We start from the raw sequence: 24,687 nt of genomic DNA on the forward strand, positions 1-24,687 counted from the left end.
AAAAACTATACGCCGTCTGTTCGGTTCACCGGCAAAAAGGCAATGGTGATGCGTTCGTGTACGACACATGTGCACGGCGACGCGCCCGGTAACCGTAAGGGGGTAAAATCCGGCACGGTGGAAAGCATCTGCGAACCCATCGGGCACGCTGATCAGGTGCTTGCTGAAGGCTCGCATGTCATTCGCCACCTCGATCGTTTTTATATGAACAGCAGGAATACCCAGGGTGAGGCGATCTTCGTCCGCAGCACGCAGACCTATGATCCTCCCAAGGATGATGATCCGGTGCGGGGGTCGCTTAGATGGCAGGACGGGTCGGACGAAGGCCGGGTTATGAGCGATGCGTCGCCCGAGCCGTTTAAAGCGGGTGAGAAATACGCTTATGCGGGATCGGCTGCCGCAGCGACGACTGGGGCAGCTCAAAACTCTGCGCAAGCACTTCGCGGAGGAATGCCGGCGACAAGGCCGACTGTCCCCCAGACTGTTCCTCGTGGTCCGGGAAGGGTGATAACCCCGGGACCCGCCCGAGCGCCTCAGTGGTATCGTACCCCGCCTCACAGGGTTGTGAGCGATCTTGCAAAAGTTGGCCGTCTCGCGAGGGTGGGCATTTGGGCCCGCCGCCTAAATGTCATCGGGATATTATCAAGCGTCCTTATCCCCGATAATGGTGCAAATCTGTCTGACGTCGTCCCACGGGACGATCAGGAGCGGCGGATCAAAGAAATGTTCGACGAGGGTGTCGACGCCGGACATGACAGCTGGGAGATGCGGGATTGGGCGATGGAGGAGCTCCGTCGACATCGGCAGCGAGTGCGTGAGGAACCAGAAAGCCGGCCACAGGCATTACCCCAGAGCGAAACCGTACGTGTCTCCGATCGGGACGAATACCGCAAGAAGTGTCAGGTCGACCGTTACGCCAAGATGAAGAGCGTCTGCGGTCAGTACGGCATGCAGGCTCACCATATAGTTCCGGACTGGACGCTTCGTTATGGCGCGAGAGAGGATGCCGATAAGCGCATTCCGAATATGCCCAGCCTTAATGATGGTATGGCTATATGTGTTATTGGGAATGCCCGGGTAGAGCAAACCGAGCACTGGGGTGGTCATCTGGCGGACAAGGCGATCGAAAATGCGGGTAGAAATTCAACGCCACCTTTTACGGCACCCTTACATAAAGTAGTTCAGGCGTCAGCCCAGGCTATGATAAGCGTGAGGCCCGATTGTGCAAAAGAGATTATGGCAGCCCTGACGACCCAATATGCTGGAAAAAATCCGTTCCAGCTTTTACGAGCTAAACAATATCCTCCCCTTCCTGAAGAAACCATATCGGCTTTGAAGTCTGGAGCTGTTGAAGGAGCGACCAGAAAACCATGAAAACCAAGCTGCCTATCGATTTCACGAGAGCATATGCGAGGTCGGGCAAAACGCTCGCCGTTGTCGCAACGAGAGACAATGCTGAACCTTTCGATCCTGATGGCCGATTTTATCGGTATGATCGTGACGACGTGCCGCCGCAGGACTGGACGTATTCCGACTTCGGTTTCCATATTCAAAGCATGACTGTGTATCATAGCGCTGAGCACGCTACGCCAGATGGTTATTTCGTTTTGCTGTCGTCGGAGGGTGACGTTTATCACACCTACTGGAAGGAGAATTTTCAAGAGAAAATTCAGGGAGCCGGTAGTTGGAGTGACGATTCGAAAGGCTACGGGCGTCTCACTCGCATCCGCGAGATCGGGCAACACCTATATGCCTGCGGAGAGGGGGGGCAAATCTATGTTCGCAAGGGGAACAATGATTGGCGTCTCCTGACCGATAAATTGTTGCTGAACCCAAATGCGCAGGAGGAAGCAAAGCCTGAAAAAGAGCCGGAATTTCTTTCTCCGGAATGGCAGGAATGGGTCACTCGGTCGGCCCTCAATCCAGCCTCCCGCGATATACTGTTCTTTGACATAAACGGTTTGTCGGAAGAAGCCATCTATCTTTGCGGGGAGGAGGGGCCTGGTACCAAACCGGTCCTTTGTTTCTGGGATGGTCATGAGTTGCACGAACTGAAAATTCCAATTCCGGTGGCCGCTTTGACCGGAATTTACATCGAGAATCCTGACAGTGTCTGGGTATGTGGGAGAGAAGGTGTTCTCATACACGGAAGTCACACACGGGGATTTTCGCCTGTCGCATTACGGCAGCAGCATAATCTCTTTCACATGATCACTCCGTATCGGGAAAAACTCGTCATGGCGGCGAGCGTTCGTCCCGGCGGTCTTTATGAGTATGATCCCAAGACAGGACGTTTTGGCAGATTTGATCCTCCTCTTCCGCGCTTGAGCAATCGTGATGATAACGAATCTATCGACAATGGTCCGTTTTTTGCGCAGGTGATCGAAAACGTGCTTTGGGTCGTCGCATCGAAAGATGTTTTCCGCTTCGATGGTGCGGCTTGGGAGCGGATAGAACACCCAGATCTCTGAGTTGCGAGCTTCCGAAGGCTTCGAATGTTATTGATGCGGCTGGGTCTGCCTGAGGCCTTCTAAAATCGCAGCAACGTGGACCGGGAGGGAAATGGCATGAGCCTCCCCCCGACAACTACAGCGGCGAACCACAATGCCGAGACACATGGGCCGCCACCGGGACGCTGCAATACGGCTGCATGTCCTTGATGAGGCACGTATCATCTCTTTGGCGCTTGATGTATCCCTGACCCAGGTTGGCTCATCGGTGATGTCTATTCCGGCGCTGGGGAAGTTTTACTTGGGAGCGCATCGGAGCTTACCACCAAGCCTTGTTTGGATTTTTGAGAGCTATGGATTTGGTGCGATGTTTGGGACTCGCCTGGCCCGAAAGAAACGCACCGACATCCTCTTCCCGAAGCGGCGGCGCATAGATGTAGCCCTGCACCAGCGTGGCGCCGAGGCCTTCGAGTGCGGTTAGCTCGGCTGGTGTTTCCACCCCTTCCACCACGCATTCCAGTCCCATGTCGCGACTGAGGGTGAGGAGGGATTTCACGATTTTGTAGCTGGCCGGTTTTTCGTGCAGGTCCGTGACGAAGCTGCGGTCGATCTTGATCTTGGTCAGCGGCAATGCATGCAGTCGCGTCAGGCTGGAATAGCCGGTGCCGAAATCGTCCAGCGATATGCCGCAGCCGAGGCGGCGCAGCATTTCGACCGATTGCCTCACCTGTTCGAAATCATGGGCAAAAGCCGTCTCGGTAATTTCAAGGTCCAGCCGTCGTGCATCGAAGCTGCTGTTTTCGATGATGCCGAGCAGGGAAAGCACGCCCTCATGGGAATTGAGGTCCTGGGCCGAAAGGTTGAACGACAGGCGCAGGGAGGGTTCCCATGTGGCGGCGGAGGCGAGCGCCATTTTGAGAAGCGGCCGCGTCAGCGAACCGACGATGCCGGCCCGTTCCGCGATGGGGAAGAACTGGCAAGGCGGCACATGCCCGAGAACCGGGCTGTGCCAGCGCGCCAGCGCTTCAAACCCTGCCGTCCTTCCGTCGCGTATATCGACGATCGGCTGGAACACGACCGAAAGCTCGTTTTCCATATCCCGCTGTTTGAGCAGGTGCTCGACGCGGGCTTCAATATTGATCTGCTTTTCGTGCTCCGCATCGAACAGAACGGCATCGCCACGCCGGGTTTTCTTGGCATGGTAGAGGGCATAGTCAGCCCTGTCGAAAAGCTGCTCGAGCGTGGAGGCGAGGTGTGGAAAGACCGCTATTCCCATGGATGCGGAAACATGCACCGTTCCCTCAGGCATATGGTAAGGCGCCCTCAGCTGCTCGGAGATCGCATTGGCATTTGCCACGAGTTGCGCATCATCAGGTATGATAGGCGCGACAATGGCAAATTCGTCGCCGCCCAGTCGAAACGCCTTGCTGGCCTTCAGATTGGCGGTGAGGCGCTTGCTGACATTGATCAACAGCCTGTCTCCCACGGAGTGTCCATAAAGGTCGTTGACCGGCTTGAACCCGTCCAGATCGATGACGCCCAGCGCCAGCCGGGTTCCGTTGGTCCTCGCCTTTTCGAGCTCGGCTTCAAGGTGGGCGAAGAAGGCGCGGCGGTTGGGCAGTTCCGTCAGGCTGTCAATATTGGCAAGCAGCAGGTTTTCATTGCTGAGCGCTTCCGTGCGCTGCTGTGAAATGACCATGCGCTCAAAATTGCGGTAGTTGGTCAGCAGGATGGACATCATGCCGGTGCAGACCAGCAGCACGTTGATGGCGATGGCGACAAATGTCGGTTGCCGCGACGCCAGAAAGAAGGCGATGAAGGCGCCATTGACGATGACCGTCACCATGAAAGCGGCCGAGCGAACATACATCAGACAGAAAATGCAGGAAATGACGGTAATCGCCATATAGAAGGCGACGTGGGATCGCGTATAGGCATCCCCATAGGGCACCAGCAAAAAAGACCAGAGCGTGAATGCCATGGCGATGCCGGCAGCCAGACGATTGGTACGCTGAAGGGCTGCATGTGCCACCTTGGGTGCGGGATCTATACCACGCGTCCTCCACCAGAAGGTGACTCTCAGCGTGCAGCCGAGGGTGAAGAGACCGGGAATTCCAATGGTGAGCCAGAGCGGCGCCACCTGCATATGCGTTACGGCAAGCGCCCATGTACTTGAGAGCAGAATGAAATACATCATCGGCATCTGTCGGGTGAAAGCACGGTACTGCGCTTTCAGCAGATCAGGATTGTCGGACCGAACGGACACGAAGTCCTGCAATTTTTGTGTGGCGGTCAGTAATTTCATTTATGGCTCTTCAAGTACAGAGCGGCATTTGTAACTTAATTCCCGTTACATCGTTGGAAATGCACAGGGTTAACCGACATAAAACTGTATCAACCGCAAGATGCAGGCGCTGCATTTCGCAACATTTCATTATTTTCGTTATTAAGCGTTTCCTGGATTGGTATGTCCGATGGGTGAGAAAACCCTTCGCTTCTTGCCATGCGCCGTGGAAAATCTATTGATCTGGTAGAATGAGGCTTCTCTCCCTCGATATTCATGAGTTCCCTTTTAGATTCTCTTGAAAAGCTTGAGCGCGCGTGCATTATGAACGCGTGTTCAAAATTCGAGGAATGGTTCTTGCACATGGATTTAATCCACTATCCCGACACCTTGGCGGCGCGAGCCGAACTGTGCCGCAGCGTTATCCTGTCCGCCGGGGAGCTGGTGCTGAAAGGTTTTGAGGGCGAGGCCACGCGCAGTTTTTCGATGAAGGGGCCGCAGGATTTTCTGACGGTGACGGATGCGGCTTCCGAAGCGCATATTCGCGGCGCGATCTCGGCTGCTTTCCCGGATGACAGTTTTTTCGGCGAAGAAGGCGGCGGCGAGATCGGAGAGCGCGTCTGGGTGGTGGATCCTATTGACGGCACCGCCAATTTTGCCCGTGGCATTCCGCATTTCTGCATCTCTATCGCATATGTCGAAAACGGACGGACAGAAATCGGAGCGATCTATAACCCCGCCCTCGGCGAGCTTTATCTCGCCCGCCGCGGCGAAGGTGCGACACGTAACGGGGAGCCGATCCGGACGGCGGAAACGGAGCGTTTCGATGCGGCTTCGATCGAGATGGGCTGGTCCACCCGGGTCGCGAACGCCACCTATCTCGATGTGGTCACGAAGCTGCTCGATATGGGCGCGAATGTCCGCCGCGCCGGCTCCGGTGCTCTGGCGCTCGCCTATGTGGCCGATGGCCGTTCCGACGGCTATCTCGAATTGCATATGAATTCATGGGATTGTCTTGCGGGCCTGCTACTCGTCAGCGAAGCTGGCGGCGACGTGTGCCCATTTCTGGAAATCGGCAGCTTGCGGGATGGCGGGCCGGTGCTGGCCGCAGCCGCCGGTGTTGCCAAAGGCGTCAGCCAGGCGTCGAACATAGTCCTTGCCGCGCGGTAGCTGCGGCGGGATGATTTATGACGGAGACCCTTTAAAGGGGGCTCCGTGCATGTGGAGGAATGAAATGGATGGACCCGTTTATGCCCGGCCAGCAATCAGCCTGATTGCGGAAGGGCTGGGCCCGCACAATGCTGCGCTTTACATTGGCGGCAGCGATGGTGCGGGTGATCTCGGGCTCCTGCGCCGGCATGGCATCACCATCGTCGTCAATTGCGCCGTCAATCTGGATATCAATCTCGTGCAGGCCACGGCAGAAGAGGGCGACAGGCGCGCGGTAGGTTATGGCGACATTCGTTATTACAAGCTCGGCCTTATTGATGGCGAGGGTAGCCCCGACACCATGATGCTGGGCGCCTATTACATTCTCGACGGCGCGCTTCGCCAGACCATGCCGAAGCGGGAAACCTATCCCTTTGCCGATGGCGGCAATGTGCTCGTCAATTGCCGCGGCGGCCGCAGCCGCTCCGTTTCGCTGGTGGCGCTTTTCCTGCACAAGCAGCGGCCGGATCTCTATCCCACCCTCGACGATGCACTGGCCGTGATCCGCACGAGACGGGAATTGCGGCCGGATGAATGGTTCGAGACACCGAAACCGATGCTTTATGCCGCCGCTCGCCGTGCTTCCGAATGGATCGACATGGTCGAGGGCAGAAAGACTGCTCACTCATGCTGACACGCACGCTTCCCTCGGTTGCCGTCATCGCCGACGTGCATTTTCATGACACGGCAGCCGATTTCGGGTTTCCCGGCATCGAGATTGATGGCCAGCGCATCACCATGCGCAGTTGGTCCGATACACGCGAATCCACCCGGGTTTTCAACGAAAGCACCGATGCGCTGCATGCGGCGCTCGAAGACGTGCGCCAGCGCGGCATTCGCCATGTGGTGCTGCTTGGCGATTATACCGATGACGGCCAGCGGGAAACGACGGAGACGCTGAAGGGCATTCTGCAGCGCCACAGCCATGCCCACGGCACTGCCTTTTACGCACTGCCCGGAAATCACGATATTTTCGGCCCGCTTGGCCGGCACCACACCAAGGAATTTCTGACGGAGAATGGCAGGTGCCTTTCCGTTTCAAGCGATGTACGGCGGGCCGGCGAGCGCGTCATTATCAGCGATCGCATGTATTGCGAGGGTTATCCGGCGGGTCTTGGCCCGATGGCGGCCTTCGGTTATTTCCGTCAGCCGGATTATCTGCATTGGGAAACCCCCTTCGGTCTTTCCGATGCGGCGGAAGACCGGATGTACGAGGTGCGCTCACCCGATGGTCGCAATGTCTATCGCCTGATGGATGCTTCCTATCTGGTCGAGCCCGAGCCGGGCCTGTGGCTCCTGATGATCGACGCCAATATTTTCGAACCACTCGATGGTGAGTTTGAAAGGGGTGAGGACGCGGCTTTTACGGACAGCACCTCCGGCGGCTGGAACGCGCTTTTGCGCTGCAAGCCTTTCATCATTGACTGGATCGCCGATGTGCGCCGCAGGGCGCAGGCGCTCGGCAAGACATTGCTTGGCTTTTCCCACTATCCGGCGCTCGATCCTTTCGATGGCGCAAGCGGTGCGGAAAGCGCCCTGTTCGGAAAAACCAATGTCGTGCGCCGCACGCCGCGCAGGGCGGTGGAGGATGCGCTGCGGCAGGCCGGGCTTGCCGTCCATTTCAGCGGGCACCTGCACGTGGAAGGCGTGACCCGTCGCGGGGAAGGCGAAAACTCGCTCACCAATATCGCCGTGCCGTCGCTCGTCGCCTTTCCGCCCGCCTTCAAGGTCGTCCACCCGTCGCGGCAGGAAATCCTTGTCGAGACGGTGGAGATGGCTGCCCTGCCGGTCAATGGCCGCATTTGCAGCGGTTACGCGCAGGAAACAGCACTGGCGGGTGAGGAAGACGACCGGGCTTTCGCGGCGGGCAATTACGGTGATTTTCTGCTGGGTCACAACAGGGCGCTGATCAGGCATCGCTATTTCGCCAAGGAATGGCCGGCCGCTGTCGTCAGGGCAATCGCCGACAAAAGCGTTCGGGACGTTCTCGACCTACTTGAAGGCGAAGACCGATCCTCGCCTGATGATGCTATCCTGTCCTCAGACCTGCCGATGTTCGAGCTGATTGCCGATTGGTATTGCCTACGCCAGGGCGCAGGTCTTTCGCTGCCGCATATCGCGCCGCAACGGCTTTCCCTTTATCGAACGCTGGCGGAACGCTTTGGTCGTAAGCCGGATCATCACGATGGCTCGGTGGAGAGCTTTCTCGAAATCTTCTTCGGAGCACTCGGCCTGTTTCTTGAGCGTGCCGAAGGCAGCCCGCGCGATCTGGAGCTTCGGCTTGCGCCGCACCATGAACGCGTTGCGGTTTGAACTGAAGAGTTTTGCCCGGAAGGAGATTTGGTCTAGCGCGCGGTGATGCGCTCGACCATGGAAACGGGCACGACCTGAAGCCGGGTTTCCGGCTCATCGCTATCGAGCGCGGTCAAGACCTTCTCGGTCAGCGCGTCGAAGGACTGGGCAATGGTTGTCAGCTGGTAGCTTTTCCAGCCGGCCTGCGGAATGTCGTCGAAACCGACAATCGAGATATCTTCCGGCACCCGGCGGCCCATTTCCAGCCGGGCGGCATCCATGAAACCAAGTGCCAGCAGATCGGTCACGCAGAAGGCGCCGTCTATTGTCTTGTCCGTGAGCAACTCGCGGCCGGCCTGATAACCGCTGTCATAGCTCGTCGGCCCGCCGGACCATGGCACGACCTCGACGCCTTCGATGCTCATGCGCTGGGTGAAGGCGCCGGCACGGCGCAACTGTGCCGGCGTCTGGCTGCCGCTGGAAATGACCGCGACCTTTTTGCATTTCGCTTCGACAAGCCGCATGGCGGCAAGATCGGCGCCGCGGGAATCGTCGCTCAGCACCATGTTCGTGTCGGTGCGATCAAGACGCTGATTGATGAGGATGAGGCGCACGCCGTTGGCGATGCATTCATCGACAATCGACGCCGGCGGTTCACCGGAGAGAACGACGATGGCCTGGGCGCGAAACTCGAAGAGACGCTCGATCAGCGGCGCAATGTCCTTGCGGGCATCCGCCGCATTCAGCAACAGGCATTGCAGCCCACGGCGCAGAAGCCCGATGCTGAGCAGATCGAGCTGCTTTGAAATGAAGGGAGAACTGAGATTGGCGCCGACGACACCGATGAGATTGGAGCGGTCATTGTTGAGACCCTGCGCCAGACGGTTGACGCGGTAGCCGAGTTCCTGTGCGGCTTTGAGCACCTTGCGCCGCACGGCCTTCGATACGCTGCCGCCGGGTGTGAAGGTGCGCGAGACGGCGGAACGCGAGACCCCGGCCTTTTTCGCCACCTCTTCGGCTGTCACGAACCCTCTCGCCATTCAACTCCCCCGTTGCGAACCATGGTCTGATATCACAGGCTATATGGCGTCGCCTATTCCATTCGAAACATTTGGACGGGAGGCGCTCCTGCCGGCCGCCTCCCGCGCCCGGATCATCCATCGGAGAGGGTGGTGTTCCACGCCCGGATCTTTTCGATGTTTCTGTCGGAGCACGAGACGATCTCGAACTCGAACCCGTCGCCCGCAATATGTTCGCCGACTTCGGGAAGGCGATTGAGACGCCAGAGGATGTAGCCCGCGATTGTGGAGTAGCGGTCGGCCTCGTCCACCAGATTGATATCCAGGAGATAGGATACCCTTCTGACGTCCACAGCGCCATCCAGCAGCCAGGAACCATCCTCCGCCCGTTCGGAAATCTGCGCTTCCTCGCCCTCATCCGGAAACTCGCCCGCAATCGCCTCGAGAATATCCGTCGGCGTTGCTATGCCCTGCAACGTGCCATATTCATCGATGATGACGGCCATCTGCAGGGGCGATTTTCGCAGCTGTTCCATGACCTGCAGCGCCGTGGCGCTTTCATGCACCACGAGGGGCTCACGCAGCGAGCGCTCAAGGTTCAGTTTTCCGTCGTGCAGAAGATCACGCAGCAGATCCCTTGTCGCGGCGACGCCGAGGAATGAATCCAGCTTGCCCTGCGCCAGCATCAATCGGGAATGGTCGAGTTCCAGCAGGCGGTGTCTCAGCGTGTCGTGGTCGGCGTCGACATCGAGCCAGTCGATCTCCGTTCGTGGCGTCATGATTGAGACGACGGGACGCTCGGCCAGCGTGAGCACCCCGCGGATCATGTCCTTTTCCTCGGATTTGAACAGATCGCTTTGCGCTGCCTGCGCGGCGATGACGTCGGCAGTCTCACCGAGGGATGGTTGTTCGCCAACCCGGCCGCCCAGAAGCCGCAGAATGGCGTCGGAGGTGCGCTCACGCATATCGCCGGCGGTGATGCGCTTTTCACGGTTGCGCCTGCCAAGCTGGTTCGCCGCCTCGATAAGCACGGAAAAGCCGATGGCGGCGTAAAGATAACCCTTGGGCAGATGGAAGCCGAAACCCTCGACAATCAGGCTGAAGCCGATCATCAGGAGAAAACCGAGGCAGAGAATGACCACGGTCGGATGTTTCGACACGAAAGCCATCAGCGGCCTGGATGCTGCCATCATCACGGCCATGGCCACGCAGACAGCGGTAATCATCACCCAGAGATTATTGACCATGCCGACAGCGGTGATGACGCTGTCAAGCGAGAACACGGCATCGAGCACGACGATCTGCACGATGACCTGCCAGAAGACCGCATGCACTACCTTGCCCTGTTTCGGCTTCTGATCACCTTCCAGCCGTTCGTGCAGCTCCATGGTTCCCTTGGCGAGCAGGAAGGCGCCGCCGAGAATGAGGATGAGATCGCGCCCCGAGAAGGAAAAATCGGCGACGGTGAAAAGCGGCCGTGTCAGCGTGACGATCCAGGAGATGGAAAACAGCAGCAGGAGGCGCATGATGAGCGCCAGCGACAGGCCGACGATCCGGGCCCTGTGGCGCTGGTGCGGCGGCAGCTTGTCGGCAAGGATCGCGATGAAAACGAGATTGTCGATGCCGAGGACGACTTCGAGAACGATAAGGGTGACGAGGCCGATCCAGATGTTCGGATCTGCGAGGAATTCCATGTTCAGGAGCCTTTATGGGAATGGGTGCAAACGCGCAAAGCCCCGGATTGCACATCCGAGGCTGGAAGTCGTCGCGTTGATGAAAACAAGAAGATCCGAGGCTGGCTTCGCGTTACGCGAGCCAGCCTCGTTCGGTGTCGACTACCGTCTGTACTGTCGCCTTCGTCAGGCATCGGGTTGATTTATCCCACTATCAGTAAATTCTTGTGCCGGTCGACCTAACAAATTTTCGGCCGCTGGAAAAGCGATTTTCGGTTTTTTGATGCCATGACGATGCGTTTGAGCAATCTTTGCGCGCAAATAAGCGGTTATTTCCCGAGAAATACGCGCGATGCGCAATCTGGGCGGTTGCCTGATTGTTTGACGATAAAAAGCCGTTATTGCTTTTTCCCGCCGATATCAGAGGTCGTCCGCTGGTCGATGGCCTTGCCGTCGAGAATGCTTTTCAGGACGTCGAGGCGCTCGTTGATCAGCCATCCATAATAGTTTTCGACCGGCAGCAGTTTTTTTGCCCCTGCATCCACGGCAGCCCGCAGACGTTCGGCGCGACGCCTTGGCTGGCCGACATTGTAAAGCGTGGCAGTGATGCCGGGATTGCCGGAAATGTCGAAGCCTTTTTCCCTGTAGGCATCGATGGAATCCCTGAGGATGGCGGCGATGTAGATGATGCTGCGGTCGGGATCCATAACGTCACGGTAGATATCTTTCGGCCTGTCCGCCGACAGTTTCGGCAGGCCGCTCGTCCTGTTGACGAGATCGGTCACCTGCAGGGCCGTCAACGGGCTGATCTGGCCAAGGCCGAAGGTCTGCCCGGCATAAAAGGGCTGGAAGAAAGCGCGCTGGAAGGAGATGGCCTCATAGCTCACACCATCCACCACCTTGCCGCGGAAACTCTCGTCCCAGACGGTATCACGGCAACTCCATTGTTCCGACGTGGTGGCAAGCGTTTCACAGGGCCGGAATTCCGGCCGCTGCAGAAATGTCTTCAGGGAAACACCGTCATAGCTGAACTTTATATCGAGTTCGGCGTAGGAAATGGCCTTGATGTAGTAGGTCTGCAGGCGATCCACGGCCGAGACGTTGAACGTATGTTCCCCGACGATGGCGCCGACGATATGGATGGGGTCAATCCCGTAGGCCGCTGCGGCCTTCTTGATCTTGCCGAGAAGGGCGGGCTCGCTGTTTAAAAGATCGACCGTCTTCCGAAACTTTTCGTCGTAGGTCGTGTACGAGGCCCTGGTGCGGATCGCCGAGGCTCTGGGGATTTCCGGCTGCTCGGCGGAGCTGTTCCCGGGGGGAACGACGGTCACCTGCTGCGCCAGCGCATAGGAAGGAAGGGAGGCCAGCGCCAGGATGACGGCGGCTGCGCGGGAAGTCTTCGCAAACAGGCTCATGCAGCGTTCTCTGTAACGTGGATTGTTATCGCGGCGAGGGCTCCTTCATAGGCAGGCTGGCCATAGCTGACAAGTTCGCATCGCTCACTTTACCGTTGGGGGCCGTTTGATGCGCGTTCTGATCGATGTCATTTGCGCGCTCGTCTCCAGCACGATCGAGACCGAAATTCCCGGTTCGTTAAAAATCGAGCTTTTTGTTTCATGTGAACGCAAATCGCCGCCGATAGGTCTGTCGTCAGGAGACGACCATGACCCTTCCCATCAAATTGCTGCAAGCCTGTTGCATTCTGATTGCGACCTGCCTGGCTGCGCCGGTTCAGGCGTCTCCTTTCATGCAGACTGGCAAGATCACGTCGCAGCCTGTCGGCCACTATGACTTCTGCCAGCGGCATTCGGTTGAATGTCAGCCGGTGACGGCCACGCCGCCCCTCACCCTCACCCCCGATGCCTGGGCAACGATTGTTTCGGTGAACAATGCCGTTAACGTCGAGATCGACCAGCGCACCGACATGGAGGTTTGGGGTTATGAGGATTATTGGGAATATCCCTACAAGGGTGCGGGCGACTGCGAAGACCTTGCGCTGGAGAAGCGCAGGCGCCTGATGCAGTCCGGTTTTGCTGTTTCAAATCTCCTGATAACAGTGGTGCGGGACGAACGGGGAGAGGGCCACGCCATCCTGACAGTCAGAACCGATCGGGGAGATTTCATTCTCGACAATATGAAGGCGAAGGTTTTGCGCTGGGACGAAACGGCCTATACCTATCTGAAACGCCAATCCACCGATCATGCCGGTCGCTGGGTGGATATAGAAGGGCCCGCTGCGCCGGCAATCGCCTCCCGCGAGGCTGGTCGGGCTACCGCCACCTCCGCGACAGCGCGCCGTAGCTTGTTCGATATCTTCAAATCGCGCTGAAACCACTCACAGCAAGAGCAGGACCGGGTAAGAACAGGTTTGGCGCCCCCGGCAAGGACAGCGGGCCGTCATGCGGCCCGCGAGCATAGCCCTTCTACGGATATGGATTATTGTCTCGCAAGGCCAATGCCCGTTGCCTCGTCGAAGAGGTGCATATCGGCCGGGTTGATATCGAGGCCAATGATCTCGCCAGCCTTGACTGCGCTGCGTCCCTGTACCGCGATGACCAGTTCGGTGGATGTTCCTGTTGTGAGGAAGGTGGCCGAACCGGTTGTTTCCACGGCTGAAACCGGCAATGCCAATGCCGCCCCCTCTGCCGCTGCCGGCCGGATATGTTCCGGCCGGATGCCGACGATCACATGTTTGCCGGGCGGCAGGGTGGCTGGCGCCCTTATGGATTGCTGCGGCTCACCTTCGCCGAACTGCAGTAGAAGCGAAGCGCCGTCCGGACTGACTGTCGCCGGAATGAAATTCATGGCCGGTGAGCCGATGAAACCCGCAACGAAACGATTGACCGGGCGGTCGTAAAGTTCCAGCGGCGTGCCCTGCTGTTCGATGACGCCGTCACGCATGACGACGACATGATCAGCCATGGTCATTGCCTCGATCTGGTCGTGGGTGACGTAGACTGAAGTTGCATGCAGGCGGTCGTGAAGGGCGCGGATTTCCTTGCGCATATGGACGCGCAGGGCCGCATCGAGGTTGGAGAGCGGCTCATCGAACAGGAAGGCCTGCGGATTGCGGATGATCGCCCGGCTCATGGCCACACGCTGGCGCTGGCCGCCGGAGAGTTCGCGGGGATAACGCTTCATCAGCTTGGAGAGTCCGGTCGTGGCCGCAACCTCTTCCGCCGCCCTGCGGGCCTCGGCCTTGGCCACGCCACGCATGCGTAGCGAATAGGTGAGGTTTTCTTCGACAGTCATATGCGGGTAGAGCGCATAGGACTGAAACACCATGGCCACATCGCGCTTGCGTGGCGGCACGCCGTTCATGAGGGTGCCGGCAATACGCATGTCGCCGGCCGATATGGTCTCCAGGCCCGCGAGTGAGCGCAGAAGGGTAGACTTGCCGCAGCCGGATGGGCCGACAAGTGCCACGAAGGTGCCCTTCTTGATGGAAAGGTTGATGTTCTTCAGCGCATGGAAGGCGCCGTAATATTTGTTGACGCCTGATAGTTCGATCTGAAGGGTCATTTGAGCGCTCCCGAGGTCAGGCCGGATACGATGCGGCGCTGCAAGAGAATGAAGAGGGCGAGAATGGGCGTCACATACATGGTCGCATAGGCCATGATGTTGTTCCATTCGCTGGTGTTGGGGCCCATGAAGGAGTTGAGGCCGACGCTGGCGGGCTGCAATTCGGCCGCCTGGATGATGGATTTCGAATAGACGAATTCGCCGAAGGCCTGCATGAAGATGAGGATGGCGCTGACGAGGATACCGTTCCTGGCAAGCGGCAGCACGATGTTGAAGAAGGCCCCGACCCGGGAATTGCCATCCACCAGCGCCGCCTCTTCCAGCTCCTGCGGCACGGCCATGAAGGTGGCGCGCACCAGGACGACAAAGAAGGGCATGCTTTTTGCCGCAATGGCGAGGATGACCGATAGCCGCGGATAATCCAGCAATCCGAATTGCGAGAAACCGACGAAGATTGGCGTGATCATCAGCGATGCCGGCAGAACCTGCAGCATGAGGATGAGGAACAGGCCGATATCCACCCAGACATTGCGATACCGCGCCAGAACATAGGCGCAGCCGACGCCGAGAACGGTGATCAGCAGCACTGCGCTGGAAGCGATCAGCACCGAATTCCACAGGTAGCGCCCCATGTTGCGGCTGTTCCAGACATAGGCATAGGTTTGCCATTGCGGATCGCTGGGCCAGAAGGAGGGCGGATTGGCGAACATTTCCGAGCCGCTTTTGAGCGAGGTCAGATACATCCAGTAAAGCGGGAAGAGGTAGATGATGGCGAGAATGATGGCGATTACCAGCATCAGCCGATCGCGGTTGGTGATGCTCATCCGCGCACCTCATGCCGTGTGGAGCGCACATAAACGATGGAGGCCAGCATGACGAAAACGATCATGATGACGGATATCGTCGCACCCTTGCCGAAATCATATTGCCGGAAGGACAGGTCCCAGGCCCAATATTGCGCCACGTTGGAACTGTTGTTCGGTCCGCCATCGGTAATGGCGGCGAAAAGATCGAATTGCTGCAGCGTGAAGATCAGGCCGAGCGAGACGATCGCGCCGATGGTGGAGCGCATCATTGGCAGGGTGATGGTGTAGAAGCGCTGCCAGGCATTGGCTCCATCCAGTTCCGCGGCTTCGTAGAGGTCGCCGGGAATGGAGGCGAGGCCGACTGACAGCAGGATCATGTTGAAGGAGGTGCCGAGCCAGATATTGGCGATGACGACGGCCCAGAGCGAAAAATTCGCATCCGAGCGCCAGAAGATATTGCCCGATACCAGGCCGCTTTCCCGCAGGAAGAAATTCAAGACGCCGAAATCGCCCGAGAGAATCCAGTTCCAGATGGCGCCGACGACGAGGCCGGGCATGACCCAGGAGACGAGGAACAGGCCGCGCAGCCAGGTGGCGCCGGGAAAATTGACCCAGAAGAACAGCGCCAGGCCAAAGCCGATCGCGAACTGCCCGGCAATCGAGGCCACGACGAAGGTGACCGTGTTGAAAAGGATCGGCAATGTTTCCGGCTGCCGGAACAGGTCGACATAGTTCTTGAAGCCGACGAAGGGGCGCACGAAGGTGCCCAGACTGAACATGTCGACTTCCTGAAAGCTCATGACAATATTGTAGATGAGCGGCAGCCCGGCCATGACGAACAGGAAGCCCAAAGGAAAGGCGACAAGGACGATGTCGAAACCGCGACCGTCACTGACGCTGGAAAACAGTTTTTTCATGAAACATCCTCAAAAGCTCCAGTCGGGGCCGCCGCCGCTTGTCGCGACAGGCAGCCCCACCGGGAGGAACCCTTGGGTGGAGGCCGGGGAAACCGGCCCGCCCGCCCAGATAGATCAGCCTTCGACCAGCTTTATCTTTTCAGCGGCCTGATCAAGCGCAGCCTTCGGCGTCATCTGACCCGACAGGGCGCCCTGAATGGCGTCCTGTATCGCCTTGGAAATCTTCGGCCATTCGGGTGAGGGGCCACGCGGCTGCGCATATTTCAGCTGTTCCACGAAGGTTTTTAGCGCTTCATCCTTCAACGCATTGCCGGTTGGCGGAACCGGAATATCCGAACGCGCCGGCAATTGGCCGAAGTTTTTGAACATATCCTTGTCCTTCGAGGCGAAGAATTCGATTGCCTTGAAGGCCTCTTCCGGATGTTTGGTCTTGGAGAAGATCGCCCAGTTATAGTCGCCCATGGCCGAAGATCGGGGCGCATCGGGTGTGGGCACCGGCAGCAGGGCCACGCCCCAGTCGAACTTGGCGTCCTTCAGCATGCGGTCGATTTCCCATGGGCCAGAAATGACCATGGCGGCATTGCCGGCGTTGAAGGTGGCGGTGGAATCCCACTGGCTGCGCGTCAGTGTATCGGGAGATGCCAGCTTTTCGTCCAGCATCAGCTTCCATGTTTCGAGCGCTTTGACGGCGCCCTCGGTATTGATGTTCTTGTACGTCGCGCCCGCCATCTGCGCCCAGGGCAGGAACTGGAAGGTGCCTTCCTCATTCGCCTTGGCGCTGAAACTGATGCCATAGACGTTCTTTGCGGGATTGGTCAGCTTGCGGGCCGCGCCCACCAGCTCATCCCAGGTCTGCGGCGGTTTTGCCGCGTCGAGCCCTGCGGCCTTGAACAGGTCCTTGTTATAATAAAGCGCAATCGTATTCGTCGCCTTCGGCACGCCGAAATATTTGCCGTCCCACATCACCGATTTCAGCGGCCCCGGAAAATAATTCTCCGTCTTGATGACTTCAGAGTTGGCGATCATGTCGGTCACATCGAGAAAGGCCCCGCGTGCGGCGAACATGGCGTGGTTGGGGTTGTCGATGGCGATGATGTCGGGCGCATTGCCGGTCGAATAAGCGCGCATGGATTCGCTCACCACATCATCGAACTGCAATTGCCGGTATTCGATCTTGATGCCGTTATTGAGCGCATTGAACTCTTTGATAAGGTTCGGCGCCGGCTGGATATCTCGATCCAGCGACCAGAGGGTCAACGTCACATCCTCGGCCTGCGCGGTGATTGCGCCGGCTGATACGCTCGCCAGCAAAATTGCGCCGGCCATCATGCATTTCGCGATACCCATAATCTCCTCCTCTTGGTTATCGTCTCTCTGCAATTTTCGGAAACCTTCTCCCAAAAGGTTGCCGTTATGTCGGGTCGACGACGAAATCGCCGCCGCGGCATTTTTTCAGATAGTTCAGGCCATGCACCTGGCCCGTCATTTCCAGCGCATCGCGATAGACCGGATCATGCCAGCCTTCGATGTCGATGGAGCCGGACCAGCCGGCGAGGCGCAGTTCGGAAACAATGTCCGTCCAGTTGCTGTCGCCGAAGCCCGGCGTGCGCATGAAGACGAATTTTTCCTTGCCGAAAATGCCGTGCTCGCGAATGACGTCCCAGCGGATTGTCGCGTCCTTGCCGTGTACGTGGAAAATCTTGTCCGCCCATTTTCGGATTTGCGGCAGCGGGTCGATCAGATAGACCATCTGATGGCAGGGTTCCCATTCGATGCCGATATGGTCATCCGGCGTTTCGTTGAACATCAGTTCCCAGGCATCAGGGTTGTGCGCGATGTTCCAGTCGCCGGTCTGCCAGTTGCCATCCATGGCGCAGTTTTCAAAGGCGATCTTCACGCCCTTGTCGGCGGCGCGTTTTGCAAGCTCGCTCCAGATTTCCTTATATCGGGGAAGGCTTTCCGGCAGCGGTTTGCCGCGAAGCCGGCCGGTGAAACCCGCAACGCAGGTCGCGCCGAAATGGTGGGCATTGTCGATGCAGTCTTTCCAGCCCTGCAATGTCTCAAGGTCGATCTCGGTTTCTTCCAGCGGATTGCCGAACATGCCGAGCGTGCTGATGGTGATGTCGCGCTCGCCGATCGCGTCAAGGCAGCGCTTGCCGAGCTCGGCAAGGTCCTGACCGTTGGTGGTCTGCCAGAAGAACGGCTCGAAGCTTTCAAAGCCGAGATCGGCGATCTGGCCGATACGTTCGGCCGCCTGGCCCTTGGTGGCGCTGACCATGGTGCCGATGCGGATGGATGTTGCCGGATTGCTCACGTCTTTCAGTCCTTATGCTGCAATTGAAACACGCTGGCCGAGGCGGGCGCTTTCAATCGCGCCGATCACCATGGCAAGGCTGTTGATGTTGTCGAAGGAGGCTGTCTCCGGCATCTGGCCGGTGCGGATGGATTCGAGGAACGAGAGAATGACGCTGGCATGGCCGCGCGTGTCCTTCTCGGAAACGGCTTCGGAAACGTTTACGGTCTTAAAGCCACGCAGAAGCCCCTGTTCGTCGCCGGCCACCGAGGCGGAGAAATTGTCTTCCCCGTCCCACAGGATCATGCCCTTGGAGCCGATCAGCCGCCAGCGCGCTTCCCAGCTGGTCCGCTCGCCTTCGGCGCACCACGAGCCGCGATAGGTGAAGACGACATCGTTGGAAAACTCGAAAATGGCGTTGGCGCTTGCCCCATGGGCATACCAGGAACCGGCCGGGTTCTTCTCCACGCAAAAGACGGAGAGGGGTTTTTCATTGGCGACGAAACGGGCTGCATCGAAGGTGTGGATCGCCATGTCGAGAAGCAGGACGTTCTTCATTTCCTCGCGGAAGCCGCCAAAATGCGGCCCAAGGAAGAAATCGCAATGGATGGCCGTCAGATCGCCGATAACGCCGTCTTCCAGCGCGCGGCGCAGCCGCCGGATACCGGCCACAAACCGCCGGTTTTGCACCACAGCATGAATTTTGCCTGATTTCTTCGCCAGTTCCACCAGCGTTGCGGCTTCCTCCATCGAGGCGGCAAGCGGCTTTTCGCTGAGCACATGGCACCCGGCCTCTAGACCGGCCTCAACCACGGCGAAACGCGCCTGCGGGATGACGATATCAAAAAGGATGTCGGCCTTGGTTTCAGCGAGAACCCTGCGGAGATCCGTGCCGATGACCGCGTCGGTGAGGGCGAATTCTTCGGCCAGCGCGCGGGCCGTGTTCTCGTTCAGATCCACCAGACCGGCGATCTTGATCGCACTGGCGATTTCCGGCGTTGATTGAATGGCGCGCAACCAGCCTTTGGCCATGGCTCCGCACCCGCATAAAACGGCACTAAAAGTCATCTCATCTCCCCGGGCTCTTGGCAAACTCCTCTTTGCGCAGAGCGTCGTAAACGTTTACGAGACTATGCCAATGATGTTAGATATGTCAAGACCGTTAAGGGGCGCGTCGATTGCGCGCCGGGCCTGGGAGGGGAGTGCATGAAAGGAATTCGTCAGCTTGCCGATTATCTCGAGATATCGATAGGCACTGTTTCCCGTGCCCTGAACGGCAAGCCGGATGTGAACGAAGAGACGCGGCGGCGTGTTCTCGAAGCGGCGGAAAAGCTGGGTTATGTCGCCAACCAGTCCGGCCGCAGCCTGCGGCAGGGAACCACCAATGTCATCGGCCTGATGACCGGCAGCGACGCGCAGACTGTTGAAAACTCCGACAACTTCTTTCTGGGTGTGACGGATGGTCTGCAAAGCGTGTTTTCCGAGCATAATCTCGATCTCATCGTTCTCCCTTGCCCGGGGGACGAGGATCCGGATGAATATTTGAAGCGCATGGTGGCGCGCCGCATGGTGGATGCGATGATCATTTCCGCGACCCGGCGGACCGACAAGCGTGTGGATTTCCTGAAGCAGACCCGCCTGCCTTTCGTATCGCTCGGACGGACCGCTTCCAGCGACAGTCACGCCTGGATCGACCTCGATTTCGAAGGGGTCGCGAAAAGCGCCGTGGACCGTCTCGCCGCTGCCGGGCATCGCTCGATCGCGGTTGCCGTGCCCGACAGCGACATCAATCTCGGTTACATTTTTCTGGAGGGATACAGGCGCGCGTTGGAAGGCAATGGCATCGCCTATGATTCCTCTCTGGTCATCCGGGCGAAATCGAGCGAGCAGGGGGGGTATCACGCCGCCAGCGAATGGCTGCAGATGCGGCCCCGGCCAACGGCGATCGTGCTGATTTACGAGCTGATGGCGGTCGGTCTTTATCGCCGGCTGGCGGAAGCGGGCCTGAAACCGGGGGGCGATCTTGCCGTCATCGGCTTTCGCGATGGCCCGCGCGGCCAGTTTCTGGAGCCTCGCCTCACCAGTTTCCGCATGTCCCTGCATGATCTCGGCGTGACGGTCGCCCAGACGCTATTATCGACCATGCCGGCCTACGCGCCCTTTTATCCCGGTCAGGCCCGCCATTGCGTATGGCCCATGCTTCTGGTGGCCGGCGAGAGCGATCCCGCCCCCGCCGCATAGGCCGCTGCGCAGGGGCGTTAAAGCTTGTAGCCGCCAATGCTGGCGACGCCGAAAGGATTGAATTTATACTGGTCTTCCTTATATCTTTCGTCGTCGGCGAGGGTGGCGCTATGGCCCTTCACGGCTGCTTCAACGCCTTCACGCGCCATTTGCTCGGCGACATCATCCATCAACGCGGCGATCTTTAAGGCGCAATAGCGAGGTGGCATTTTTAAAGCTGCTGGCCTTGCTCCCCAGCAATAAAATGTATTGCCATCATTGATATGGCCTTCAGCTTCTGGTCTGCGTCCGAGCCCCCAAATGCCAGGTCAAGCGTGTCTACGGCATTCTGGAAGCGGTCCAGTTCGCGGTCAAAAACATCCGCCTGCGTGGCCTCGCCATAATGCAGATCGGCAAACTCCTGGGCTGCCACCGCAAGAATGAAATAGCCAGCAGCCCGCTCGGGATCCGCCAGCGCGGCCTTCCGGGCCACGGTTGCGGCGCTGTGATAAGCCCGAGAGCCGTTACCTTTTTCCCGGATGATATCGGCAATCATTTTAAACATGGGTTTCTTCGCCTTTTCTTTTTCCCGAGGGGAGGGCTCCCTCGAAGGTAATGCAACCGGGTTGACCAGAAACTGATAGAGGATGTCCGTCGCGACGTCGAAGTCCTCCATTGTCATCGCTTCTTGCGGATTATGAGATCCGTTGCGATTGCGGATAAAGATCATACCGGATGGAATTCCCGCTTCCGAGAACACCGCCGCATCATGGCCGCCGCCTGATGCAAGCAGGCAAACGGGTGAACCTGTCGCCCTCGTGGCCTCCTCCAGATGAGCGATGAGTTTCTCATCGCAGATCGCCGGGCTCGTCCATAAAGCTTCACCGGTGTCGAAACGAACCGCGCGCTCGCGCTCGATTCGAGCGATCTGGGCAAGAACAAACGAATGCATGCTGTTAAGCATCCCGCTATCCTGGCTGCGAATATCCAGACTGAACTCTATAAAATCGGGGATCCGGGTCAATGCATGTTTCTGTTGATCTGTCGAAACCATGCCACTGGTTATGACGAGATCACGGCCGGCGGCGACAAATTCATGCCAGGCGGCATCAAGAACGTTGAGGAGTTCCGCCATGGCGAGCACCGCGTCATGTCTATAGGCGAGGGGAACCGCCCCGGAATGACCCGCCTCGCCATAACAGGCGATTTTTCTGTAACGAAAATTACCGCGTATACCCGACACGATCCCGGTCGGCAGATTGCGCTCTACCAAAACAGGACCCTGCTCGATGTGGACCTCGAGATAGGCGCTCACACGTTTCGCGTCGATAATCGGTCTGCCGGCGCGGATCGGCTCCATGTCGATGCCTGCGGCTTCCATATGGTTGGAAAGCGTCCGTCCGTCACCTCGATGTCTTGCGGCAAGTTCCTCCGGTGAAAGTACGCCAAGAAGAGCTTTGGACCCCACGTAGCAGGGACCAAACCATGCGCTTTCCTCGCCGCGCATGGCAATGACCTTTACCGGCTGGGAGAAGCTGTTGCCCTCTCGCCTGGCACGAACCAGGCACATGATACCTGACAGAACCCCGGCCAGTCCGTCGAAATTCCCTCCGCGAGGAACGCTGTCGACATGTGAACCACATAATATAAAGCGATCGGCCGTCTGATGTTCGGGTAGCGAGAATACGACGTTGCGACCTTGATCCCACACAGCGGCCAGCCCTTCAGCACGGGCAAAATCCATCAGGAACTGCAGCGTACCAGTTTCGACATCGGAGAACGCGGGTCGACTGACGCCTTCGAGATCAGCGGATTGTTTGGCGACCTGCCTGAACAGATGGACGGCTGTGCTGGACAGGTCGTTGATTTCGTCCGTGTTCGCAAGGCTTGCAGACATCAGGGATACTCCGCAAGAGCGATTGTTTCTCTGGCAAGTTTTGCAGTGCCGATTAATGCATCCACACTGGCGAGGCCGCGGGCAATGAGCGCAGTTTCGAGCTCACGGACAAGACGCGGCATGGTATTGGGGCTGATGAAAGTGGCGGTGCCCACCTGCACGGCACGTGCGCCGGCCATCAGATATTCGATGACGTCATCAACCGTAGAGATGCCCCCGCAACCGATTACAGGGATGGAAACCGCGTTAGCGCACTGATACGTCATGCGCAGCGTGATTGGTTTTATGGCCGGGCCGGACAGGCCGCCCATAACATTCCCAAGCCGGATCTCGCCGGTGCGGCTGTCAATGGCCATGGCTAGCATGGTATTGGCCGCGACGAGTGCGTTGGCACCTGCCGCTTCGGCCGCCTGCGCCACCTCCACCACTTCACCTGTATTGGGCGACAGCTTTGCCCAGAGAGGCAGATCCGTTGCGTCACGGATTTTCCGAATCACGTTTTCGGTCGAACCGGGACGCATGGCGAAGGCCTTGCCGTGATCTTCAATATTGGGACAGGAAATATTGACCTCGATCGCGTCAACACCTGGAATGCTGATCTCCTCGGAGAACCGGGCAAAATCGTCGGCCGTTCCCGCGGATATGCTGACGACAAGAGGCGCCTCATACTGCGTGTAGAAAGGAATTGTGTTCCTGACAAACCACTCCGCGCCCTTGCTTGGTATCCCGATCGAGTTCAGCATTGCACCACGGATCTCACAGACACGCGGCACAGGGTTGCCTGAACGCCTTTCTCGGGTGATGGTCTTGGTCACATGCGCACCAATGCAGTCAAGGTCGAAAACATCCGCCAATTCTTCGGAGAATGTACCGGACGCCGGCATGATCGGGTTCTTTAGCGACAGAGTTCCGATCCGCGTGGAAAGATCCGTCATCACAGCACCTCATCGAGGTCAAAGACAGGACCTTCACGGCAGACCCTGAGATTGACTGCCTCTGCCGAGCGCTTGAAGGGTCGTACACAGGCCTGGCACATGCCAATGCCGCACGCCATGTGCTGCTCCAGTGCAACCTGACCCCCAATAGCATGCCTGGTAGCGATGTCCTGCACCATGCGCATCAGGCGGGCCGACCCGCAGGTGAAGAGAGAATCGACCTGGTGGCTTTCGACCAGCTTATCGATTAGCGGTGTCAGGCTCTCCACGCCTGAATTGCTTTCCAGATCGGTAACGGTGATGACTTCCGCGCCATAAGCGCGAAAAAGATCTGTAGACATAAGAAGCTCGGGAGAGCGCGCGCTGCAAATCGCGGTCAGTCGCCGCCCCGTGTACGCACATTCCCTGGCAAGCGGCGCAAGGGTCGCCAGCCCTACACCCCGCGCTAGAAGAAGAGGCCGTTGCCATTCAGCCTTTAATTCGAAACCCTGGCCAATTGGGCCGACGATATCGAGCGTGTCGCCTGCCTTTAGTTCAGACAGCGCACGGGTGCCGGCACCAGCCACCTTATAGAGGAAGGCAAGCTCTCCTTCTTCCAGGTCATACGAGTAGATGCTCATCGGTCGACGGAAAAATGGCTGGAATCGATCCGTCTGAGGGCAAAGAATGTGAAAGAACTGGCCCGGCCGGCAATCGAGGACTGAATCCGGGGCCGAGAGCACCACCAGGCGGTACTGGCCGTTTACCGGCTCGTGTCGTTTTATGATCGTCTCGACCTCATGAATGGATCGACGGGGTGGAAGAGGAGCAGAAGCTGGAAAAGCACAAAGACTGGCTGACATGTCGTGAATCCGGGGAAAAAAGGGCTATCCTCCAGGGGCCAAGTCCGCTGTTGAGGCAAGCATAGACGGAGAGGAAAGTACGCAGACGGAAAACACCGTCATCGTGCGACCAAAACCCAGATCAGCGTCGGGCGATAAGGCAACAAAGTGTCATGTGCACTCCTGCGTTCAAAAACAAAACATGTCCCTCAACGCATAAAAAGTCAACAAGATTCTCAAAATTGAGATTTATCGCATTAATAATCAGGCTGCGGCGGGTTTACCGGCGACTTCGGTACAAATCTGTCGAGCGGGGACGCGCTGTGAGCCGCCGACGCCGGAATTACTT

21 protein-coding genes are annotated in these 24,687 nt (G+C 58.2%); 7 read left to right on the top strand and 14 right to left on the bottom strand.

Annotation, left to right across the window (positions count from 1 at the left end; translation table 11 throughout):
• Together V6S97_RS23500 and V6S97_RS23505 are read left to right on the top strand one after the other, a co-directional pair.
• Positions 1 to 1,374 (top strand): DUF4150 domain-containing protein (locus tag V6S97_RS23500; RefSeq protein WP_334427809.1); only part of this gene is annotated, 1,374 nt, incomplete at its 5' end.
• Positions 1,371 to 2,471: a hypothetical protein gene (locus tag V6S97_RS23505; protein ID WP_060726676.1), complete on the top strand. Its 1,101-nt coding sequence runs from the start codon at positions 1,371 to 1,373 to the stop codon at positions 2,469 to 2,471. The genes V6S97_RS23500 and V6S97_RS23505, both read left to right, overlap by 4 nt.
• A gap of 298 nt (positions 2,472 to 2,769) precedes the next feature.
• Here the strand turns inward: V6S97_RS23505 and V6S97_RS23510 are convergent, their stop codons facing one another.
• Entirely contained in the window at positions 2,770 to 4,755 is a 1,986-nt protein-coding gene (locus V6S97_RS23510) for a putative bifunctional diguanylate cyclase/phosphodiesterase (protein WP_111791771.1), read from the bottom strand.
• A gap of 342 nt (positions 4,756 to 5,097) precedes the next feature.
• Between V6S97_RS23510 and V6S97_RS23515 the strand changes: the two genes are divergently transcribed.
• From V6S97_RS23515 to V6S97_RS23525, 3 genes are all read left to right on the top strand, one after another.
• Positions 5,098 to 5,904: an inositol monophosphatase family protein gene (locus V6S97_RS23515; protein WP_060726727.1), complete on the top strand. Its 807-nt coding sequence runs from the start codon at positions 5,098 to 5,100 to the stop codon at positions 5,902 to 5,904.
• Positions 5,905 to 5,968: 64 nt separating this feature from the next.
• Complete coding sequence (locus V6S97_RS23520) at positions 5,969 to 6,577, top strand: dual specificity protein phosphatase family protein (protein WP_111791770.1); 609 nt, start codon at positions 5,969 to 5,971, stop codon at positions 6,575 to 6,577.
• A complete protein-coding gene (locus V6S97_RS23525) occupies positions 6,571 to 8,256 on the top strand; it encodes a metallophosphoesterase family protein (RefSeq protein WP_111791769.1) in 1,686 nt (561 codons plus the stop codon). Before V6S97_RS23520 ends, V6S97_RS23525 begins: the two co-directional genes overlap by 7 nt.
• 32 nt (positions 8,257 to 8,288) lie before the next feature.
• Here V6S97_RS23525 and V6S97_RS23530 read toward each other — a convergent pair whose 3' ends face one another.
• The 3 genes from V6S97_RS23530 to V6S97_RS23540 form a co-directional block, all read right to left on the bottom strand.
• A complete protein-coding gene (locus tag V6S97_RS23530; protein ID WP_060726680.1) occupies positions 8,289 to 9,275 on the bottom strand; it encodes a LacI family DNA-binding transcriptional regulator in 987 nt (328 codons plus the stop codon).
• Between the two features lie 113 nt (positions 9,276 to 9,388).
• On the bottom strand, positions 9,389 to 10,948 hold the full coding sequence (locus V6S97_RS23535; protein ID WP_060726681.1) for a TerC family protein: 1,560 nt from the start codon (positions 10,946 to 10,948) through the stop codon (positions 9,389 to 9,391).
• Between the two features lie 377 nt (positions 10,949 to 11,325).
• The gene (locus V6S97_RS23540; RefSeq protein ID WP_111791314.1) at positions 11,326 to 12,342 is read right to left on the bottom strand and encodes a DUF1402 family protein; all 1,017 of its coding nucleotides are present in this window, start codon (positions 12,340 to 12,342) and stop codon (positions 11,326 to 11,328) included.
• Positions 12,343 to 12,590: 248 nt separating this feature from the next.
• On the opposite strand from V6S97_RS23540, the gene V6S97_RS23545 reads away from it, so the two are divergent.
• Positions 12,591 to 13,256 (top strand): transglutaminase-like cysteine peptidase, encoded by a 666-nt coding sequence (locus tag V6S97_RS23545; protein ID WP_111791768.1) that lies wholly within the window; start codon positions 12,591 to 12,593, stop codon positions 13,254 to 13,256.
• A 107-nt stretch (positions 13,257 to 13,363) separates the two neighbouring features.
• Here V6S97_RS23545 and V6S97_RS23550 read toward each other — a convergent pair whose 3' ends face one another.
• The 6 genes from V6S97_RS23550 to V6S97_RS23575 form a co-directional block, all read right to left on the bottom strand.
• The gene (locus V6S97_RS23550) at positions 13,364 to 14,449 is read right to left on the bottom strand and encodes an ABC transporter ATP-binding protein (protein WP_060726684.1); all 1,086 of its coding nucleotides are present in this window, start codon (positions 14,447 to 14,449) and stop codon (positions 13,364 to 13,366) included.
• Positions 14,446 to 15,273, bottom strand: coding sequence for a carbohydrate ABC transporter permease (locus V6S97_RS23555; RefSeq protein ID WP_060726685.1), 828 nt, complete (start codon positions 15,271 to 15,273; stop codon positions 14,446 to 14,448). The genes V6S97_RS23550 and V6S97_RS23555 overlap by 4 nt, the downstream gene beginning before the upstream one ends.
• A complete protein-coding gene (locus V6S97_RS23560; protein ID WP_060726686.1) occupies positions 15,270 to 16,172 on the bottom strand; it encodes a carbohydrate ABC transporter permease in 903 nt (300 codons plus the stop codon). Before V6S97_RS23560 ends, V6S97_RS23555 begins: the two co-directional genes overlap by 4 nt.
• A gap of 114 nt (positions 16,173 to 16,286) precedes the next feature.
• Positions 16,287 to 17,519 (bottom strand): ABC transporter substrate-binding protein, encoded by a 1,233-nt coding sequence (locus tag V6S97_RS23565; RefSeq protein ID WP_060726687.1) that lies wholly within the window; start codon positions 17,517 to 17,519, stop codon positions 16,287 to 16,289.
• A gap of 64 nt (positions 17,520 to 17,583) precedes the next feature.
• On the bottom strand, positions 17,584 to 18,486 hold the full coding sequence (locus tag V6S97_RS23570) for a sugar phosphate isomerase/epimerase family protein (protein ID WP_060726688.1): 903 nt from the start codon (positions 18,484 to 18,486) through the stop codon (positions 17,584 to 17,586).
• A 12-nt stretch (positions 18,487 to 18,498) separates the two neighbouring features.
• A complete protein-coding gene (locus tag V6S97_RS23575; RefSeq protein ID WP_060726689.1) occupies positions 18,499 to 19,533 on the bottom strand; it encodes a Gfo/Idh/MocA family protein in 1,035 nt (344 codons plus the stop codon).
• Positions 19,534 to 19,671: 138 nt separating this feature from the next.
• Between V6S97_RS23575 and V6S97_RS23580 the strand changes: the two genes are divergently transcribed.
• Positions 19,672 to 20,706, top strand: coding sequence for a LacI family DNA-binding transcriptional regulator (locus V6S97_RS23580; protein ID WP_077998784.1), 1,035 nt, complete (start codon positions 19,672 to 19,674; stop codon positions 20,704 to 20,706).
• Between the two features lie 17 nt (positions 20,707 to 20,723).
• Here V6S97_RS23580 and V6S97_RS23585 read toward each other — a convergent pair whose 3' ends face one another.
• The 4 genes from V6S97_RS23585 to V6S97_RS23600 are packed head-to-tail and all read right to left on the bottom strand — an operon-like array spanning position 20,724 to position 24,359.
• On the bottom strand, positions 20,724 to 20,915 hold the full coding sequence (locus tag V6S97_RS23585; RefSeq protein ID WP_060726691.1) for a hypothetical protein: 192 nt from the start codon (positions 20,913 to 20,915) through the stop codon (positions 20,724 to 20,726).
• A gap of 2 nt (positions 20,916 to 20,917) precedes the next feature.
• Entirely contained in the window at positions 20,918 to 22,582 is a 1,665-nt protein-coding gene (locus V6S97_RS23590) for a Zn-dependent hydrolase (protein ID WP_112277341.1), read from the bottom strand.
• Positions 22,582 to 23,517, bottom strand: a complete 936-nt coding sequence (locus V6S97_RS23595) for a dihydroorotate dehydrogenase (RefSeq protein ID WP_112277340.1) — start codon at positions 23,515 to 23,517, stop codon at positions 22,582 to 22,584. The genes V6S97_RS23590 and V6S97_RS23595 overlap by 1 nt, the downstream gene beginning before the upstream one ends.
• A complete protein-coding gene (locus V6S97_RS23600; RefSeq protein WP_077998783.1) occupies positions 23,517 to 24,359 on the bottom strand; it encodes a dihydroorotate dehydrogenase electron transfer subunit in 843 nt (280 codons plus the stop codon). Before V6S97_RS23600 ends, V6S97_RS23595 begins: the two co-directional genes overlap by 1 nt.
• Positions 24,360 to 24,687: the final 328 nt, after the last annotated feature.

This window comes from Agrobacterium sp. CCNWLW155, from assembly GCF_036888815.1.
Taxonomy (GTDB): domain Bacteria; phylum Pseudomonadota; class Alphaproteobacteria; order Rhizobiales; family Rhizobiaceae; genus Agrobacterium; species Agrobacterium radiobacter.

What these genes read in the sequence shown, in the direction of transcription:
- V6S97_RS23505 (WP_060726676.1), top strand. Translation starts at nt 1,371, where the DNA reads ATGAAAACCAAGCTGCCTATCGATTTCACGAGAGCATATGCGAGGTCG.
- V6S97_RS23510 (WP_111791771.1), bottom strand. Translation starts at nt 4,755, where the DNA reads ATGAAATTACTGACCGCCACACAAAAATTGCAGGACTTCGTGTCCGTT.
- V6S97_RS23515 (WP_060726727.1), top strand. Translation starts at nt 5,098, where the DNA reads ATGGATTTAATCCACTATCCCGACACCTTGGCGGCGCGAGCCGAACTG.
- V6S97_RS23520 (WP_111791770.1), top strand. Translation starts at nt 5,969, where the DNA reads ATGGATGGACCCGTTTATGCCCGGCCAGCAATCAGCCTGATTGCGGAA.
- V6S97_RS23525 (WP_111791769.1), top strand. Translation starts at nt 6,571, where the DNA reads ATGCTGACACGCACGCTTCCCTCGGTTGCCGTCATCGCCGACGTGCAT.
- V6S97_RS23530 (WP_060726680.1), bottom strand. Translation starts at nt 9,275, where the DNA reads ATGGCGAGAGGGTTCGTGACAGCCGAAGAGGTGGCGAAAAAGGCCGGG.
- V6S97_RS23535 (WP_060726681.1), bottom strand. Translation starts at nt 10,948, where the DNA reads ATGGAATTCCTCGCAGATCCGAACATCTGGATCGGCCTCGTCACCCTT.
- V6S97_RS23540 (WP_111791314.1), bottom strand. Translation starts at nt 12,342, where the DNA reads ATGAGCCTGTTTGCGAAGACTTCCCGCGCAGCCGCCGTCATCCTGGCG.
- V6S97_RS23545 (WP_111791768.1), top strand. Translation starts at nt 12,591, where the DNA reads ATGACCCTTCCCATCAAATTGCTGCAAGCCTGTTGCATTCTGATTGCG.
- V6S97_RS23550 (WP_060726684.1), bottom strand. Translation starts at nt 14,449, where the DNA reads ATGACCCTTCAGATCGAACTATCAGGCGTCAACAAATATTACGGCGCC.
- V6S97_RS23555 (WP_060726685.1), bottom strand. Translation starts at nt 15,273, where the DNA reads ATGAGCATCACCAACCGCGATCGGCTGATGCTGGTAATCGCCATCATT.
- V6S97_RS23560 (WP_060726686.1), bottom strand. Translation starts at nt 16,172, where the DNA reads ATGAAAAAACTGTTTTCCAGCGTCAGTGACGGTCGCGGTTTCGACATC.
- V6S97_RS23565 (WP_060726687.1), bottom strand. Translation starts at nt 17,519, where the DNA reads ATGGGTATCGCGAAATGCATGATGGCCGGCGCAATTTTGCTGGCGAGC.
- V6S97_RS23575 (WP_060726689.1), bottom strand. Translation starts at nt 19,533, where the DNA reads ATGACTTTTAGTGCCGTTTTATGCGGGTGCGGAGCCATGGCCAAAGGC.
- V6S97_RS23580 (WP_077998784.1), top strand. Translation starts at nt 19,672, where the DNA reads ATGAAAGGAATTCGTCAGCTTGCCGATTATCTCGAGATATCGATAGGC.
- V6S97_RS23585 (WP_060726691.1), bottom strand. Translation starts at nt 20,915, where the DNA reads ATGCCACCTCGCTATTGCGCCTTAAAGATCGCCGCGTTGATGGATGAT.
- V6S97_RS23590 (WP_112277341.1), bottom strand. Translation starts at nt 22,582, where the DNA reads ATGTCTGCAAGCCTTGCGAACACGGACGAAATCAACGACCTGTCCAGC.
- V6S97_RS23595 (WP_112277340.1), bottom strand. Translation starts at nt 23,517, where the DNA reads ATGACGGATCTTTCCACGCGGATCGGAACTCTGTCGCTAAAGAACCCG.
- V6S97_RS23600 (WP_077998783.1), bottom strand. Translation starts at nt 24,359, where the DNA reads ATGTCAGCCAGTCTTTGTGCTTTTCCAGCTTCTGCTCCTCTTCCACCC.